The organism is Kutzneria buriramensis (genome assembly GCF_003387475.1).
Lineage (GTDB): Bacteria > Actinomycetota > Actinomycetes > Mycobacteriales > Pseudonocardiaceae > Kutzneria > Kutzneria buriramensis.
Map to the genome: position 1 here is coordinate 403,975 of NZ_QUNO01000002.1, position 15,874 is coordinate 419,848.

The window sequence follows — 15,874 nt, forward strand, 5'->3', positions numbered from 1 at the left end:
TCCTCCGGCACCTCCCGGTGTCGGCGGTCCTCCCGGCCCACCGGCCGGCACTGTCGGTCCACCCAAGCCGCCCGGTCCGCCTGGCGTCGGTGGCCCTCCTGGCCCGCCCGCTGGCACCGTCGGCCCTCCCGCACCGCCCGGCGTCGGTGCCCCGCCAGCTCCTCCGGCACCGGCCGGTGTCGGCGGTCCTCCCGGCCCGCCCGCCGGCACGGTCGGCCCTCCCGCAGCGGCTGGTGTCGGTTCGCCGCCGGCACCGGTCGGGGTCGCTGGCCCGCCGGCTGGCGTGCCGTCGCCCGTCGGTCCGCCCGGTGTAGCCGGCCCACCGTCGGCGACCGTAGGTCCCGCCGCTGGAGCGGTGGCTCCGCCCGCACCTGCTGGCCCGCCCACACCCGTCGGGCCGCCGTCGCCCGTCGGCCCTTCGGCGACCGGCGGTTCCCCGGCCGCGCCCGAACCCTCCCTCGAACTCCCGACCCCCACCCCCAAGCCCCCCGTCGAGGCCGCGTTAGTCGAACCCCTCCAGTCCGTTCCCGCCACCCCCAAGCCCGAGCCGCTGTCCGTGCTTCCAGAGCGCGAGCAGAAGCGGGTCACCGCTGTCGTCCGGAGGCCGCCGACACGCCGGCTCCGTCCCGGTGACTTGATCTGCGGCGATTGCGGCGAGGGCAACGCCGACACCCGGAAGTTCTGCAGCCGTTGCGGCGCCTCGCTGCTCACCGCCGAGGCCGTCAAGACTCCGTGGTGGCGGAAGCTGCTGCCCAAGCGCCGTACCAAGGTGCGCAAGGCGCTCGAACGCACCGCCAAGGACCGTAGGGCCAAGCGCACCGCCACCAGCACCGCGTTCAGGGCCGCCTTCAAGACCATCCGGGCCCTCGTCGCCGTGGTGCTCGTGCTGGGCGGCCTCGCCTACGGTTCGCTGCCCGCCGTGCGGACCTGGGTCAACGACCGGGTCGCCTCGTGGCAGTCCGACGCCCAGTCGGCTCTGGAACTGAGCTATTCGCCCGTCCACCCGTCGAAGGTCACCGCCAACTTCGAGGAGCCCACCCACCCCGCCGACCTGGCCGCCGACAGCGTCAGCAACACCTTCTGGGCCGCCCCCACCACCAAGGGCGAGGCCACCCTGGTCTTCACCTTCGACCACCCCGTCAACATCGACAAGGCCATCATCCAGAACGGCGACAACGACAAGTTCGACCAGTCCTTCCGCGTCGAACGTCTGCACCTGGTCTTCTCCACCGGCAAGACCGACGACCTCCAGCTCAAGGACCAGCCCGATCCCCAGGAGCTCACCGTCCAGAACGGCCACAACGTCACCAGCGTCGAGCTGCACGTCATGGCCACCTACCAGTCCCTGCACGGCACCGACGTCGCCATCAGCGAGATCGAACTGTTCCAGCGCAGCTGACCCCCGTGCCTCGGCGTCCCCCTCGGACGCCGAGGCACTCCCTTTCACCCCGATCTGAGCTCCGGTGGCGTGAACGCCGGCAGCCCCTCGACGATCTCCACCGTCCACCGGGTGTGGTGGACCATCCTGTGGTGCATCGAGCACGCCAGCACCAGGTTGTCGAGCTCGGTGGGTCCTCCGTCGGCCCAGTGGATCACGTGGTGTGCGTGGCATTGTCTAGGTCTGCGGTGACATCCCGGGAACGCGCACCCTTTGTCCCGGACGATCAGTGCCCGTCGTATGGCGTTCGGCACGGTCCGGTGACGTCGTCCGATGCTCATCGGCACGGAGTTCTCTTCCAGGATGTACCGCATGGCATTGCAGTCACAGGCGATGCGCCGGGCCGAGGTGGCGTGGATGTGGTCGCAGCCCTCGACCTGCGCCGTGCCCAGCTGGTCCAGGAAGTCCCGCACGTTCATGGTGATCGCCAGGTGCGGCCGTTCGCCGCCTTCGTCGGGCAGCTTGTCGCTGGTGGCGGCCAGTTCGATGATGTCGGCGAATGCGTCGCCTTGGCGTTGCGGCGTGGTGCGGGTGTCGCCGGCCTTCGGCTTGGCCAACGGGCTGATCAGGGCGGCCAGTAGCGCGCCGGCTTCGGAGTCGATGCTGCCCCGGAACGCGACCGACCCGTCGGCGCGGTTGTTGAAGTGGAACTCCCGCTTCGGAGCGGCGAGGTCGTCATTGGGTTCTGGCCCGTCCTGGTCGAGCAGGACCAGGATCCGTTTGGCGGCCAAGCGGAACTGGTGCAGCTGAAGATTGGAGTGCTGAAGCAGCTCCGCTTCGACCTTGTCACGGTCCAGGATCGGCGCTTGAGCCAGTGTCTGGTCCAGCACCGTGAGCCGATCGGCGTCCAGTTCGCCGGCGCGGGCAGCGTCTCGAACCGCCTCGCGGCCGAAGAGTTGCGCGTGGGCAACGATCTGCAACGCGTCCTTCTTGGTGACCCGCAACTGGGTTTGGACCTGTGCGACCAGTGAGACTCGGTCTTCTTTGGAGCGGCCGGTGCGGTTCCAGAGTTCGGCGACCATCTCCACCAACCGCGTGTAGGCGGTGCGACGAAGGTCCTGGGCTTCACCACAGGCGTGCCAGAGCGGCGTGTCGTCCATCCGCCATGCGGCGGTGTCCCAGCTCGCTTCCATGCCTCCATTCTGCCGCGCTGACCAGGCGTTTCTCGTTGCTGAGGCTAGGAGTACACGATGGAGTGGCCGGTTCCCGAACGGTCTGGTAAGCGCTTTTCGGTGCACCTCGCACCACTCTCGACCTCGCTCACTTGTCCCAAGCCCCCTGTAGACGGGACCACCCCGCGAACCGCGTTGGGCTTGACCCGTTTTGGCGGACATCTCGATGTTGCCCCGGCTTCACGGACTCGCTGGTGAGGAGACCCGACTCGACGGATGAGTGGCTTCGACTCTATCGGGCTCAACCAGTCCAGGGCGGAGTGCCGTCGACGTCGGTGGTAGAACCCTTCGATGTACTCGAAAATCGCGTTGGCGAGTTCGACCCGGGTCCTCCAGTGTTGCCGGTCCAACAGCTCGGTCTGTAGCCGTGCCCAGAACGCCTCGGCCACCGCGTTGTCATACGGATCTCCGACCATGCCCAGTGAGGGCGGCAACCCGGCATGGCGAGCGCGTTCGGTGAAGGCCCACGAGGTGAACTGCGTGCCGTGATCCGCGTGGATGATCCCCTCAGGGATCCGGCCGGCGGCACCACGAGCATCGATGGCCATCCCGAGCGCGGTGGCCAGGTCGGCTCGTTGCCGTGAATCAATGGCCCAGCCGGCTACCCGGCGGGAGTAGGCGGCGGAGACCGCTACTGGGCCTTCATGACAGCAGCAGCAGCAACGACCCGCTACGGACCGAAGGCCCTCGGCTAAGGGCTGTCCGTAAAGCCAGGTGCGCCTTCCCGACCGCCCCGGTAGCGTGCATCGACATGGCATCGGAACTGGCACGCCCTCCGCTCCAGGCGGACGAACGTACCGCGCTGGTCGGCTGGCTGGACCTGCAGCGGCAGATTCTGCGCTGGAAATGCGAGGGGCTGAACGACGACGATGCTCACCGCTCGGTCATCCCGACCTCACCGGCCATGACGATGGCCGGTCTCATCTCCCATATGCGCTGGACCGAGCACACGTGGCTGGTGGTGCTGTTCCTCGGCGAAGAAGAGAAGCTGAACCCGTCATTCGACGAGTCGAGCGAGGATGCCGACTGGCACACCGAAGGCCGCCCCGTCGCCGAGCTCCTCGCGGAGTATGAGGCCCAGTGCGCCCGCAGTAACGAGATCGTCTCCGCGGCCTCCCTGGACGACGTCGGCCGCCACCCCGGCTTCCGCGCCGGCAGTGCCAACCTCCGCTGGATGCTCATCCATCTCGTCGAGGAGACGGGGCGGCACGCAGGGCACGCGGACATCGTGCGGGAGCTGCTCGACGGCACGAAGGGCTATTTCTAAGGCGCAGTGACATGATCTTGCTACGGCTGGCGTGATCACGGCGTCCGAGCCGTTCTGAACAGGCCCGTTCACAGAACTGAGCCCGCGACTGTTCCGCAAGCTGATCACCGCGGTTTGGCGCGAGGAGGCGGATCCGGTGCGCAAGGGTCGACCGCGGAGCCTGCCGCTGGAGGGCCGGTTTCCGTCTGGTGACCGCCTATTGGCGCGCAAACTTGACCCCTGCGGCAGCTCTTAGCCAGAGATACGCAGCCCAATCAAAGTCGACACTCCGAGATATGGCAGGAAAAGAACCGGCACACGCTGCCACGGTCAAGGAACTGCCACGAGTTTGAGACTGATCTCAGCGACATCGCCATGAGACAACGGAAAAACCGCAGGTCAATCAACATCGACATGTCACCGGCGGTAAGACCCTACAACGCAAGATCGCCCTCGCTACTATGAACAGCAGCGAGGGCGATCAGTGCCGGCGTCCGAACCTCAGTGCCTGTAGTCGTAGTCCGGTGCGGTCAGACTTCCCGGCGTCACCAACAGGTCCGCATTCCCCGTCACCCCGGGATTCGCCCCGTCCACCGAAGCCTGCACGGTACGAGGGCCGAGCTCGCTCAACGGGAACACCAGCAGTGACGTGGTGAAACCGCCGTTCCCATCCGTCTTACTGGTCGCCGACTCCGGGAAACCGCCCGCATACCGCACCGAGATCCCGCTGGAGGGAGCGAACCCGGTCCCGGTCACGGTGATCACCGCCCCCGGGGCCCCGACCTCGGGGCTCAGCTTGATCGAGGGAATCGCCACGGATCCGCTCAACGCGACCAGATGCGGCGACCCCACGGCATTGTCGTCGAACTTCAACGCCGCCGTCCGCTGATCGGGCGTGGTAGCCGCGGCCAACCGACCGGTGGGGCTGAACCTGACGACCACCTGGCACGACTGTCCGGGTTGGACACTTGTGCAGCCGTTGGTCACCACCGAGAAGTCACCGTTCTGCGTCCCCGAAACCACGGACACGCCAGTCACGACCAGCGCCGAAGCGCCGCCGTTGACCACGGTCACCGTCTTCTGCACGTTCTTCGCCAACGGCAGCTGCTGCCCGAAGTCCAAGGGATCGGGGCTTGCGGCGAAGGATGGCAGCCGCTGGACGACCGGCGTGCCGACGCCCTTCAGCGCGACGGTGAACAGCCGCCCGCTTCCCTTGGCGCGCAACGTCAAAGTGCCGGTGCGGGCGACAGTGTCCGTCGGTGAGAACCGAACCGTCACCAAGCACGTGTCCACGCCGTTCAGGGCCCCGGTGGTGCAGGTCTGACCACCCACCGAGAACGGAGCCCCGTTCACGGTCACCTGGTCGAAGCTCAACGGACCGAAGGCGGTGTGGTGCACGGTGACGGTCTGCTCCGCCGTCTGCCCGATGGTCACGGACCCGAAGTCGACGGGGTCGGCCAGCATCCCGGGCTGGAACGTCCGCACGAACGAGTCCCGGGCCTTGTTGGTGTCACCGGTGACCAGGTCATCGGCATCGGAGTCGAACGCCACCGACGAGCCGTCGCCGGCCAGCACGGGCAGAACACTGTCGCCGTCCCCAGGAGCGGACTTCAGGCCGGCGGACGCCAGTTCGGGGTGCTGCGACGTCACCAGGTTCACCACAACCACCTGGCACGCCTGGAATGTCGGCCCGGGCGCGGACGACGACGCCAGCACGGCGGACTTCTTGAGCAGGCCGATCGGCTCCGGGTGGAAGCAGTTGAACGGACCCACGGTCCCGGTGCTCTCCGTGATCTGCGGACTGTCGGTCGCGAACGCCAGGTAGTGGCCGTCAGCGGACAGCGCCGGATACCGGCCGTCGTGTTCGGCGCCGGCAAGGTCCTTTGACGCTACGGACGTCTTCGTCACGGCCCCAGGGCCGGTGGCGCGGTCGACGAGGTGCACGACTGCGCTGGCCTCATCGCCAGCGGCGTTCAGGCTCGTGAAGGCCACGCGCCCGCCGTCCCTCGACGTCGTCGGCTCGAAGTACCGGGCCCGCGAATCGAGCGGGTTCCCGTCCGTGCCTACGTCCAGGCGCGTGACCTTCTTGGAGCGAAGGTCGTTGCTGACGATGGCGTAGAACTCGCCGTCGGTCAGATCCGACTGGTACCGAACGGAAGCGAGCAGCTGGCTGCCGTCGGCGGACAGCGCGGGATCGCAGAAGTCCTCGGTACGGGAATCGGGCAGCGGCATCGTCTCGTTCACGGAGTCGGTCGCGGCGGGCGCCGACAACGCGCCGTTGGCCGCCTTGTGCAACGTGGTCGCCACCAACGTGTCCTGCTGCACGGCGCTGCTGTAGCAGCCCCACCCCTCGAGCCACGCGATGCGACCGGCGTCGGCGGACAGCCGCGGCGAATGCGCCTGCTCGCCACCCTCGCCATGGACCCGCACGTCCGGCGGCAGCACGCTGACGGTGGTCGTCGCGCACTGCGCGTTCAACGAAGGACCCCGGTCGCACACGACGATCGCGCTACGGCCGTCGCCGGCGCTGTCGGAGATGTTGCCGGCCTCGGTGGTGTACGCGATGTACCGCCCGTCCGCGGAGATCGACGGCTCGGAGCTGTTCCCCCGCCCCGGCGCGCCCTCCGGCCCGGTGCTGATCAGCGTCGTGGTGCCACCGACCAGGTCCCGCACGTACACGTCGGTGAAGTCGCTCTCGGCGTCCCTCGGGTCCAGCCGGACGCCCTGGAACGCCACGAACCGGCCGTCGGCCGACAGCGCGTTCTGCGAGCCGCCGCCGGTGGCCTGGGATCCGTCATTGCGCACCGAGGCGCGCACGGTCGTGCCGGGCGACACGGCCGCGTCGGCGGCCGACCGCTGGCCGATCACGAGCAGGACGGTCGTCGCCACCAGGAGGCCGACCGCCGCCACGAGGGCGACCAGGGGCCCGCGGACATGCAAGCTCATGGGCCAGAAGCTAGGGCAGCGCCGACGAACCCGCCGCCAGCCAACAGGCGTCCTTCGGGCCGCCGCTGCTCGCCCCTAGGTGCGAACCGGGTTGCACCCAGGCGCTCCCGAACGTCGCTGCCCCCGATCGTGCCAGCGTCCGACACTTTTCGCCATGGGTGCCATCACGTCGCTCGAACAGCCGAGCCTGGCCGTCAATCCCGGCGAGCAGGCCCACTGTGTCGTGCAGATCCGCAACACCGGCAGCATCGTGGACCAGTTCGCCGTGGACGTCATCGGCGACGCGCAGCAGTGGGCGACCGCCGAGCCGCGCGTCGTGAACCTGATGCCCGGCGACATGGGCACCGTGTCGCTGACCTTCGCCCCGCCGCGCAGCTCGGAGGCGCGCGCGGGGCAGACGCCGTTCGGCGTCCGCGTGAAGTCCCGGGAGGACCCGGAGGGCTCGGTCGTCGACGAGGGCGTGATCACCGTCGCCCCGTTCATCGACCTGCGCGCCGAGGTGACGCCGCGCACCTCGCACGGCCGGATGAGCGGCCGGCACGAGCTGGTGATCGACAACCTCGGCAACTGCCCGGCCGAGGTCGAGCTGATCGCCACCGACACCGAGGAGCGGCTGTCCTTCCGCTTCCGGCAGCCGACGCTGACGGTGGAGCCCGGCACGGCGGCGTTCGTGCCGTTCACGGCCAAGCCGCACAAGCGGTACCTGCGCGGGGCGGAGCGCAAGCACCAGTTCCAGGCCACGGTGCTGACCACCGGCGGCGAGCCGGTCAACGCGGACGGCGCGTTCATCCAGAACCAGTTGCTGCCCAAGTGGCTGCTGCCGGCGCTGGCCGCGCTGCTGGCGTTGATCATCCTGGCCGTCGCGCTGTGGTTCACGGTGATCAAGCCGGAGGTGCAGTCCACGGCCAAGGAGGCGGCGCAGGAGCAGGTGACGCCGGTCATCTCCATCGCCAACCAGGCCCAGCAGCAGGCGTCCTCGGCGCAGCAGCAGGCCTCCCAGGCGCAGGCGGCGGCCGGCGGCGGCGCGCCGAAGCCGGGCACGCCGGGCACGGGCACGGGGACCGGCGCGGGCGACGTGCCCGGCACGGACACCGACTTCCGTATCGTGGCCAACGCCCCGGTGACCGCGGATCCCAACAACTTCAAGAAGTTCGGCATGGACACGCCGCCGCCGGCGGACAAGACCCTTGTGGTGACGGACTTCCTGCTCCAGAACCCGTACGGTGACACCGGCATCATCCGGCTCCAGCGGGACAACCAGGTGCTGGCGGAGTTCGGCCTCGGCAACTTCCGGGCCTTCGACTACCACGTCGGCCAGACCTGGCGGTTCGCCCCGGGACAGCACCTCGTGATCACGGTCAACTGCGCGTCGGCGACCTCGGGCACCTGCCGCAGCTCGGCCTCGTTCTCCGGTAAAATCCAGTAGAATCGGCCGTATGACGGAGCGCAGGCCCGCCGGTGTCAACTTCGAGACGTGGCTGGACAAGCAGATCCGTGAGGGGGAACAGCGGGGGGAGTTCGACAACCTTCCGGGCAAGGGGAAACCGCTGCCCGACCGTGGCGAGCTGCGCGACCCGGACTGGTGGGCGCGCAGCTACCTCGCGCGTGAGGGTGGCCCGACCGAGGCCTTGCTGCCGACGTCGCTCCAGCTGCGCAAGGAAGTCGAGCGACTGTCGGAAACGGTGCGGGACATGCCGTCGGAGCGGCTGGTGCGGGAGCATGTCGCCGACCTGAACAAGCGCATCGCCGCCTGGCTGCGGTCGCCGAGCGGGCCGCACGTCCGGGTCGGCCCGCAGAACGCCGACGCGGTGGTCGCCGAGTGGCGCGCGGCCAAGGCCACGCCACGGCCGGTGCTGGCGACACCCGAGCCCGGGAAGAAGCGCCGCTGGTGGAACCGGCGGATGTCCTGATACGTGGGTATCGTGGCCTGATGGACACGGGCGCGGCGGCACCGCGGACAGCACGATCGGTGCCATGACCATCGATATCCCCGACACCGGGCTCGCCCGCGCGGCCACCGAGTTCGTCCGCGACCAGACGTCCGACCTGGTCTTCGACCACTCCCGGCGGGTCTACCACTGGGGCAGCCTCCAGGGCCGCAACCGGGACCTCAGCGTCGACCCGGAGCTGCTCTACGTCGCCGCCATGTTCCACGACATCGGCCTGGGCGAGAAGCACCGCACCAGCGGCCGCCGCTTCGAGGTGGACGGCGCGGACGCGGCCCGGGACTTCCTGCGCGGCCACGGCGTCCCCGACGACAGCGTCCGCCGCGTGTGGACGGCGATCGCGCTGCACACCACGCCCGGCATCCCGGAGTTCATGGAGCCGGAGGTCGCGCTGCTCACCGCCGGCGTCGAGTACGACGTGCTCGGCATCGGCTTCCACGACATCGACCCGGACACCCGCGCCGAGGTGGTCGCGCTGCACCCCCGCCCGGACTTCAAGCGCCGCATCCTGAAGGCCTTCACGGAGGGCATCGCGTCCAGGCCGGAGACCACCTTCGGCAACGTCAAGGCGGACGTCCTCCAGCACTACCTGCCCGGCTTCGAGCGCGGCGACTTCGTGGAGGCGATCGTGAACTCGGCCTGGCCGGAATGAGCCGTCACCTGATGGTCGTGTTGGCCTTCGACGGCGTGCAGCTACTCGACGTCGCCGGTCCGGTCGACGTGCTGAACACCGCCAACGAACAGGGCGCCGACTACCAGGTCCTGATCGCCTCGCTCACCGGCGACGCCGTCCGCACGTCGGCGGGCGTCCGGATCGCCGCCGACGTCGCGTTGGCGGACGTGCCGCGCAAGGTCGGCACGGTGTTCGTGCCGGGGACGCCGGACTGGCTGCGCGCCATCGCGGACCGGCCGCTGACCGACGCCGTCCGCGACCTGGCCGACCGCGCGGAGCGGGTGGCCGGCGTGTGCGCGGGGACGTTCCCGCTGGCCGAGGCGGGGCTGCTGGACGGCCGCAAGGTGGCCACGCACTGGGCGCTCGCCGACGTGCTGGCCCGCCGCTATCCGCTGGTCACGGTGGAGCCGGATCCGCTGTTCGTCCGGGACGGCAAGATCATCACCTCCGCGGGCATCACCGCCGGCATCGACCTGACGGTGTCGCTGGTCGAGGACGACCACGGCGCCGACCTGGCCCGGGCCGTCGCGAGGCACCTGGTGGTGTTCATGGCCCGGCCGGGCGGGCAGTCGCAGTTCAGCGCCCGCCTCGGCCCGCGCAACCCGCGCAGTGAGGCCGTCCGGCAGGTGATGGACGCGATCGTCGCCGATCCGGCGGGCCCGCACCGCCTCGAGGACCTCGCCGCCATGGCCAACCTCAGCGGTCGGCACCTGACGCGGCTGTTCACCGCCGAGATCGGCAGCACGCCGGCGGAGTTCGTCGACTCGGTGCGGGTGGAGGCCGCCCGCGCGCTGCTGGAGGGCGGCAGCGACGCCGTCGACCTGGTCGCGCGCCGGGTCGGACTGGGCTCCGCGGAATCGCTGCGGCGGCTGTTCCTGCGCACGCTCGCCGTCACGCCGAGCGCCTACCGAGCCCGTTTCCGCACCTCACGACGCTGACGTTGATCGGTGCCGCCGATCAACGTCAGAGCGTGACGGTCAGTCGGCGACGAACTCCAGGTGCCCGTACGCGACGGTGGCCTTCGACCAGGACGCGCCGAGCTCGCCCACGAAGGTCTTGATCGCCCCCAGCTCGGAGGAGTCGGCGATCAGCGCCAGCCGGTTGCCGTCGGCCGTGACCGATCCACCGCCGAGCTCCTCGCGCAGCACCGGATCCGCGGCCAGGCCGTTGAACAGCTGCTGCACGGTGACGCCCGGCACCTCGACCTCGACCGAGTCGGCGCCGGCCTGCGGGAGGTACTGGAACGTGAGCACCGACTCCTGGTCGTACTGCTTGCGGATCACCGACGCGATGTGGTGCAGGTTCGTCGCGCTGACGTGGTCCACATCGAACTCGCGGGACCGCTCGTAGGTGGCGGTCTTGAGGTCGTCCGACCAGAACACGCCGTTGAGCAGGGTGCTGCACCCGGGCCGGGCCCCGTTGGCGGCGATGATGCCCTCGACCTGAGCGCCGAACGCGACCAGGCGGGTCTTCAGCCGAGGGTCGTTCGGATCCGTGATGGTGGCGGTGTTGTTGGTGGCGAATATTTCCCCAAAGGGATGAGACACAGCAGGATGGTGAACGGTGGACGCGGCGGCTTCCGGCGCGAGGCCGACGCCGATGGCGATGATGGCCAGCGCGGCGAGAACGGGCCGTCGTGACATGGTGCTTTCCCCTCCCAGTAAATGCGCGCAGGGTAGCCGGGACGGCGTCACCGCCGCGTCACGAGTACGTTCCGTCCATGCGCAGCGCGGGAATCCTGGTCTTCCGAAGGGTCGACGGCCGGACGGAGGTGCTGATCGGTCACATGGGGGGACCGTTCTGGGCCCGAAAGGACGACGGCGCCTGGTCCGTGCCGAAGGGACTGATCGACGACGGCGAAGAGCCGCTGGCCGCCGCGCGCCGCGAGTTCCGGGAGGAGCTCGGCCTGCCCGCGCCGGACGGCGAGCTGCTGCCGCTGGGCGAGGTGAAGCAGTCCGGCAAGACCGTGACCCTGTGGGCGGTGGAGGGAGATCTCGATCCGGCCGCCGTCGTGCCCGGCACCTTCGAGCTGGAGTGGCCGCCCAAGTCGGGCAGGACCAGGGAGTTTCCCGAAATGGACCGGGTCGCGTGGTTCGGCCTGGACGACGCCCGCGTCAAGTTGGTCAAGGGACAGCGCCCGTTCCTGGACCGGCTGCCCACCTGAGCACACGTTGACGGCTCAGCTTTGAATGCCGTACAACGATGACATCCGCCGCCGCAACGTGGTCGAAAGCCATCTTGCGGAGGAATCGCATGGCGAAGTTGAAGTACGCGTTGGCCGCCCTGCTCGCGGCCGCCGCGGTGCTCGTCCCTGCTCAGCTCACGGCTCAGGCCGCACCCCAGGCTCCGGCCGCCGCGTCCCAGGCGGCGGCGCCGAAGGCGGACGGCGGTAGCCCGACGGCCGCCGAGCTGTTGGCGAAGACCGCCAACTGCAAGGTGGTGAGCAAGGGCACCTACACGAACACCCAGGCCAACAAGAAGGTCAACATCTGCGGCGCCACCGGCGCCTTCTTCTGGACGTCCGGCATGAACATCGACTGCGACGGCCAGACCACCGCGCAGTGCAACAAGAACACCGACTGCTGCTATCAGAACGACACCTCGTTCCACCTGGCCAACGGCAAGCCGCTCAGCGCCGCCGTCACGCCGTACGTGGTGATCCCGCTGCCCAGCAGCCGCTTCAGCTACAGCAAGAACGGCATCAAGGGCGGCGACATCCTGGCCGTGGTCTACAAGGGCCAGGTCGAATACGCGGTCTTCGGCGACGAGGGCCCGAACAACATCATCGGCGAGGCCTCGTACGCGACGGCCAAGTCGCTGGGGATCAACCCCGACCCCAAGAACGGCGGCACCGCCGACCCCGTGACCTACATCGTGTTCCCGGGCTCGAAGTCCGGCGCGATCGAGGACCACAACGCGACCGTGACGGCGGGCCGCAAGGCCGCCGCCGCGTTCGTCAGCAAGAACTGAGCGACAGCGGGGCGGGGGCTCGCCCGAGCCCCCGCCCCGACCCCTCGCGTCAGGCCTGGACGGCCTTGCGCGCCTTGGCGTAGCGCCCGTTGGCGGGCAGCCACCACAGCACGACCGCGATGAGCGTGCTGGCGATGATGAGCAGCCCGAACAGCTTCATCGGGCTGGTCGCCAGGTCGGTCACCACGCGCAGTTGGAGGCCGATCGCGACGACGCCGGCCACCGTGACCAGGATTCGGGCCCACCGCGCCGCGTTGAGCGCGAACACCCCGCCCAGCAGCAGCACCACCGCCAGCACCAGCGCGAACGTGGCGCGAGTGGCGAGCGACCCGTACGCCGCGTCGAGCACCGGCTTGAACAGGTCGTCGCCGCCGAGCGACTTGGCCGCGTCCATCTCGTCGGCGCTCAGGCCCAGCTTGGCCAGCACATCCGGGTCGGACAGCAGCGACTTCACCATGTCGGTGCCACCGGTGTAGACCGTGATCGCGGTGGCGACGCCGGCCACCACCGAGACGAGGGTGGCGATCAGCGCGGCCATGACGGTGCCGGGCCGCCGGACGGTCGGCAGCATGGCCTGGGACGTACTCAAGATCGTATTCCTCTCGCAATAGAAATGTGTCTCCGATATGCGATCGCTGGGCGTGCACGACCGCGACAGCGACAGGTGAGACCCTGCCGAACCGCCGTTTCCGCTAACATCCGGCATTTCCCTACACGTATCGGGATAGGGAGCGGCAGCGGTGGTCGGAGTGGTCGGACGGAGCGCGCAGCTCGGGGAGCTGGCGCGCGCCCTGGACGCCGCGACCTTCCGTGTCGTGGAACTGCTGGGCGAGCCCGGCATGGGCAAGACGGCGCTGCTGGCGGAGCTGCGGGCCGCCGCCGCGACGCGCGGCGCAAGGGTCGCCGCCGGCAAGGCGACCGAGTTCGAGCGGCTGCCGTTCGCGATGTTCTCCGACGCCTTCGGCGACGCCTGGACGGACCTGCTGACCAGCGTCGACACCCCGGACGGCCGGGCCGCGCTGTACCGGTCGGCGCGGTCCCTGCTGCCCGGCACGGTGCTGGTGCTGGACGACGTGCACTGGGCCGACGAGGCCAGCGTCGAGCTGATCGAGCACGTGCTGCGGCACCCGCCCGAGGGGCCGCCGGAGGGGCCTCCGACGGTGCTGGCGATGGCGTACCGGCCGCGCCAGCTGCCGGATCGCCTGGCCAACGCGTTCTCCGGCCTGGCCCGGGAGGAGTGGTGGCGGCGCATCGAGGTCGGGCCGCTGACTCCGGTCGAGGCCGCCGAGTTCTGCGGTGAGACGGTGTCGCAGGCGCGGGGCGCGGAGCTGTTCGAGGCCAGCGGCGGCAACCCGTTCTACCTGGATGCCCTGCTGCGCCTGGATCCCGGCGACCGCGACGAGCTGCCGGACACCGTGCGGGCGGTGCTCATCGGCGAGCTCGCCGGCCTCGCGCCGCCGGTGCGGCTGGTCGCGCAGGCGGCGGCCGTGCTCGGCGAAGAGTTCGAGGCGGGCCTGATCGGGGCCGTCGCGCAGACCGAGGACATCGACACCTTCACCGCCCTGGACGAGCTGATCGCCCGCGACCTGATCCGGCAGTCCGTTGCCGGGCAACGGTTCCAGTTCCGGCACCCGCTGCTGCGCTCGGTCGTCTACGGCAGCGCCGGCGCCGGCTGGCGGATCGGCGCGCACGGCCGGGCCGCGCGGCTGCTCGCCGAGCGGGGCGCTTCCCTTGCCGTGCAGGCGACCCACCTCGAACGCTCGGCGACGATCGGCGACGCGCGGGCGGTGGAGGTGCTCGTCGGCGCGGCCGACCAGGCCACCTCGCTGGCCCCCGCCCGCGCCGCGCACTGGCTGCGAGAAGCGTTGCGGCTGCTGGGAGATCGCGCCGTCGACCAGCCCGAGCTGTCGATGCGGCTGGCGCACACGCTGGCCGTGGCGGGCCAGCTCAACGAGAGCCGCGAGATCCTGCACGAGGTGCTGGGCCGGCTGCCGGCCGGGCCGAGCGACCAGCGCCTGGAGGCCGTCACCACGCTGGCCATGGTGGAGCGCCTGCTGGGCAGCCCGACCGGCGTGAAACGCTTGCTGCTCAGCGAACTCGGCACCGGCAAGGGCAAGGCCGCGCTGGAGTTGGAGGTCGCGGCCGGTGCGATGCGCGGCAGCCACTTCGCCACGGCCGTCAGCTGGGGCGAGCGTGCGCTGGAGTCGGCGACGGCGGAGAGCGAGCACGAGCTCATCGCCACCATCACGGCGTTGTTGGCGCTCGCCCACACCTTCTACGGCTCCACCGCCGAGGCGGCGGCGCATCTGGACAACGCCGTCCGGATGATCGACCGCGCCCAGGACAAGATGCTGATGGGCCAGCTGGAGTCGATCCTGCGCGCCGGCTGGACCGAGGTCTTCCTGGAACGGTACGACGACGCCGTCCGGCACCTGACCCGCGGCCTGGAACTGGCGCGCGCCAGCGGCCGCAGCTATCTGCTGGCCGATCTGCTCGTGGGCCTGGCCTACGCCTGCATGTGGACCGGCCGCCTCGACGAGGCCTCCCGGTACGCCGACGAGGCGTTCGAGGCGGCGGTGCTGGTCGGCAGCGACGAGTTGCGCACCATGGCCGCCGGCGTCGTCGTCGCCGTGCAGCTGTGGACGGGCGAGCCGGCGAATGCCTTGCGGGCGGCGGAGAAGACGGTGTCCGAAATGGGTAGTGCCGCCGGCCGGGGCCCGACCATCGCCGCCGGCATGCTGGCGCAGGCCAAGCTCCAGACCGGCGACGCCGCCGGGGCCCGCAGCACGCTGCTGGACATCGGCGGCGGGGAAACGTTGCCGCACCTGGAGTTCCCGACCCGGGCGGCCTGGCTGCGGACGCTGGCCCACGCCGAGCTGGCGCTCGGGGACCTCGCGGCGGCGGAGCTTTCCGTGCAGCGGGCCGAGATGACGGCGTCGGTCAGCGGCCTGAACGGCCACCGCGGCCACGCGTCCCTGGCGCGCGGCACGATCCTGCTGGCCAACGGCGACGCCGCCGGCGCGGCCGAGGTCGCCGCGACCGCGGCCGCCGCGTTCGAGGCCGTCGACATGCGGCTCTACCAGGCGCAGTCGCACATGTTCGCGGGCGCGGCGCTGACCACGCTCGAGGACCGGACCCGGGCCATGGCCGAATTCGGCCGGGCCAAGGCGTTGTTCGCCGCCTGCGGCGCGGATCCGCTGTTTCGCCAGGCCGAGATCCACCAGCGCCGGGTCGGCGGCCGCAACCGCAAGCCCGTGCCGGACGGGCAGTCGCCGCTGAGCGACCGGGAGCGGCAGATCGCCGAGCTGGTCGCCGCCGGGCACACCAACCGGCAGATCGCCGAGCGGCTGTTCATGAGCCCCAAGACCGTCGAGGCGCACCTGTCCCGGATCTTCCAGAAGCTCGGCGTGAAGACCCGTGCCGCGGTCGCCGCCGCGTGGAGCCAGGGTTTCTGAGAGTCCTGTCAGGCCGGTGGATGCACCC

The 15,874-nt window shown here is 70.2% G+C and carries 13 protein-coding genes and 2 pseudogenes; 10 read left to right on the forward strand and 5 right to left on the reverse strand.

Annotated features, from left to right (window positions below):
- Positions 1 to 634 precede the first annotated feature (634 nt).
- A complete protein-coding gene (locus tag BCF44_RS06530) occupies positions 635 to 1,399 on the forward strand; it encodes a discoidin domain-containing protein (RefSeq protein WP_116173206.1) in 765 nt (254 codons plus the stop codon).
- A gap of 44 nt (positions 1,400 to 1,443) precedes the next feature.
- On the opposite strand, the gene BCF44_RS06535 is transcribed toward BCF44_RS06530, so the two are convergent.
- Together BCF44_RS06535 and BCF44_RS57415 are read right to left on the reverse strand one after the other, a co-directional pair.
- Entirely contained in the window at positions 1,444 to 2,571 is a 1,128-nt protein-coding gene (locus BCF44_RS06535) for an HNH endonuclease signature motif containing protein (protein WP_170217368.1), read from the reverse strand.
- A gap of 275 nt (positions 2,572 to 2,846) precedes the next feature.
- A pseudogene (locus BCF44_RS57415) lies at positions 2,847 to 3,242 on the reverse strand (transposase); the annotation flags it as partial.
- A gap of 119 nt (positions 3,243 to 3,361) precedes the next feature.
- Here BCF44_RS57415 and BCF44_RS06545 point away from each other — a divergent pair.
- Together BCF44_RS06545 and BCF44_RS57420 are read left to right on the forward strand one after the other, a co-directional pair.
- Positions 3,362 to 3,877, forward strand: coding sequence for a DinB family protein (locus BCF44_RS06545; RefSeq protein ID WP_116173210.1), 516 nt, complete (start codon positions 3,362 to 3,364; stop codon positions 3,875 to 3,877).
- 76 nt (positions 3,878 to 3,953) lie between these two features.
- Positions 3,954 to 4,095: pseudogene (locus BCF44_RS57420) on the forward strand (IS5/IS1182 family transposase); the annotation flags it as partial.
- A gap of 262 nt (positions 4,096 to 4,357) precedes the next feature.
- On the opposite strand, the gene BCF44_RS06555 reads toward BCF44_RS57420, so the two are convergent.
- Positions 4,358 to 6,802, reverse strand: a complete 2,445-nt coding sequence (locus BCF44_RS06555) for a choice-of-anchor D domain-containing protein (RefSeq protein ID WP_147328405.1) — start codon at positions 6,800 to 6,802, stop codon at positions 4,358 to 4,360.
- A 154-nt stretch (positions 6,803 to 6,956) separates the two neighbouring features.
- On the opposite strand from BCF44_RS06555, the gene BCF44_RS06560 reads away from it, so the two are divergent.
- The 4 genes from BCF44_RS06560 to BCF44_RS06575 all read left to right on the forward strand — a co-directional run bounded on the left by BCF44_RS06560 (position 6,957) and on the right by BCF44_RS06575 (position 10,359).
- A complete protein-coding gene (locus tag BCF44_RS06560) occupies positions 6,957 to 8,228 on the forward strand; it encodes a COG1470 family protein (RefSeq protein WP_116173214.1) in 1,272 nt (423 codons plus the stop codon).
- A 10-nt stretch (positions 8,229 to 8,238) separates the two neighbouring features.
- Positions 8,239 to 8,712 carry a DnaJ family domain-containing protein gene (locus BCF44_RS06565; RefSeq protein WP_211352912.1) on the forward strand — a complete coding sequence of 158 codons (474 nt, stop codon included), beginning with the start codon at positions 8,239 to 8,241 and terminating at the stop codon, positions 8,710 to 8,712.
- A 64-nt stretch (positions 8,713 to 8,776) separates the two neighbouring features.
- Positions 8,777 to 9,400, forward strand: coding sequence for an HD domain-containing protein (locus BCF44_RS06570; RefSeq protein WP_116173217.1), 624 nt, complete (start codon positions 8,777 to 8,779; stop codon positions 9,398 to 9,400).
- A complete protein-coding gene (locus tag BCF44_RS06575; RefSeq protein ID WP_211352913.1) occupies positions 9,397 to 10,359 on the forward strand; it encodes a GlxA family transcriptional regulator in 963 nt (320 codons plus the stop codon). The genes BCF44_RS06570 and BCF44_RS06575 overlap by 4 nt, the downstream gene beginning before the upstream one ends.
- A gap of 39 nt (positions 10,360 to 10,398) precedes the next feature.
- Here BCF44_RS06575 and BCF44_RS06580 read toward each other — a convergent pair whose 3' ends face one another.
- Positions 10,399 to 11,064 carry a hypothetical protein gene (locus BCF44_RS06580; protein ID WP_116173219.1) on the reverse strand — a complete coding sequence of 222 codons (666 nt, stop codon included), beginning with the start codon at positions 11,062 to 11,064 and terminating at the stop codon, positions 10,399 to 10,401.
- A 77-nt stretch (positions 11,065 to 11,141) separates the two neighbouring features.
- On the opposite strand from BCF44_RS06580, the gene BCF44_RS06585 reads away from it, so the two are divergent.
- Both BCF44_RS06585 and BCF44_RS06590 read left to right on the forward strand, forming a co-directional pair.
- Positions 11,142 to 11,585: an NUDIX hydrolase gene (locus BCF44_RS06585; RefSeq protein ID WP_116173221.1), complete on the forward strand. Its 444-nt coding sequence runs from the start codon at positions 11,142 to 11,144 to the stop codon at positions 11,583 to 11,585.
- 89 nt (positions 11,586 to 11,674) lie between these two features.
- A complete protein-coding gene (locus BCF44_RS06590; protein WP_116173223.1) occupies positions 11,675 to 12,391 on the forward strand; it encodes a glycoside hydrolase family 75 protein in 717 nt (238 codons plus the stop codon).
- 49 nt (positions 12,392 to 12,440) lie between these two features.
- Here BCF44_RS06590 and BCF44_RS06595 read toward each other — a convergent pair whose 3' ends face one another.
- Positions 12,441 to 12,980 carry a hypothetical protein gene (locus BCF44_RS06595; protein WP_147328406.1) on the reverse strand — a complete coding sequence of 180 codons (540 nt, stop codon included), beginning with the start codon at positions 12,978 to 12,980 and terminating at the stop codon, positions 12,441 to 12,443.
- Between the two features lie 151 nt (positions 12,981 to 13,131).
- Between BCF44_RS06595 and BCF44_RS06600 the strand changes: the two genes are divergently transcribed.
- Positions 13,132 to 15,846, forward strand: coding sequence for a helix-turn-helix transcriptional regulator (locus tag BCF44_RS06600; protein ID WP_116173226.1), 2,715 nt, complete (start codon positions 13,132 to 13,134; stop codon positions 15,844 to 15,846).
- Positions 15,847 to 15,874: the final 28 nt, after the last annotated feature.

Bases quoted from the DNA above. Each gene is read 5' to 3' on its own strand.
- BCF44_RS06545 (WP_116173210.1), top strand. From the start codon at position 3,362: ATGGCATCGGAACTGGCACGCCCTCCGCTCCAGGCGGACGAACGTACC.
- BCF44_RS06565 (WP_211352912.1), top strand. From the start codon at position 8,239: ATGACGGAGCGCAGGCCCGCCGGTGTCAACTTCGAGACGTGGCTGGAC.
- BCF44_RS06560 (WP_116173214.1), top strand. From the start codon at position 6,957: ATGGGTGCCATCACGTCGCTCGAACAGCCGAGCCTGGCCGTCAATCCC.
- BCF44_RS06575 (WP_211352913.1), top strand. From the start codon at position 9,397: ATGAGCCGTCACCTGATGGTCGTGTTGGCCTTCGACGGCGTGCAGCTA.
- BCF44_RS06585 (WP_116173221.1), top strand. From the start codon at position 11,142: ATGCGCAGCGCGGGAATCCTGGTCTTCCGAAGGGTCGACGGCCGGACG.
- BCF44_RS06555 (WP_147328405.1), bottom strand. From the start codon at position 6,802: ATGAGCTTGCATGTCCGCGGGCCCCTGGTCGCCCTCGTGGCGGCGGTC.
- BCF44_RS06580 (WP_116173219.1), bottom strand. From the start codon at position 11,064: ATGTCACGACGGCCCGTTCTCGCCGCGCTGGCCATCATCGCCATCGGC.
- BCF44_RS06535 (WP_170217368.1), bottom strand. From the start codon at position 2,571: ATGGAAGCGAGCTGGGACACCGCCGCATGGCGGATGGACGACACGCCG.
- BCF44_RS06590 (WP_116173223.1), top strand. From the start codon at position 11,675: ATGGCGAAGTTGAAGTACGCGTTGGCCGCCCTGCTCGCGGCCGCCGCG.
- BCF44_RS06570 (WP_116173217.1), top strand. From the start codon at position 8,777: ATGACCATCGATATCCCCGACACCGGGCTCGCCCGCGCGGCCACCGAG.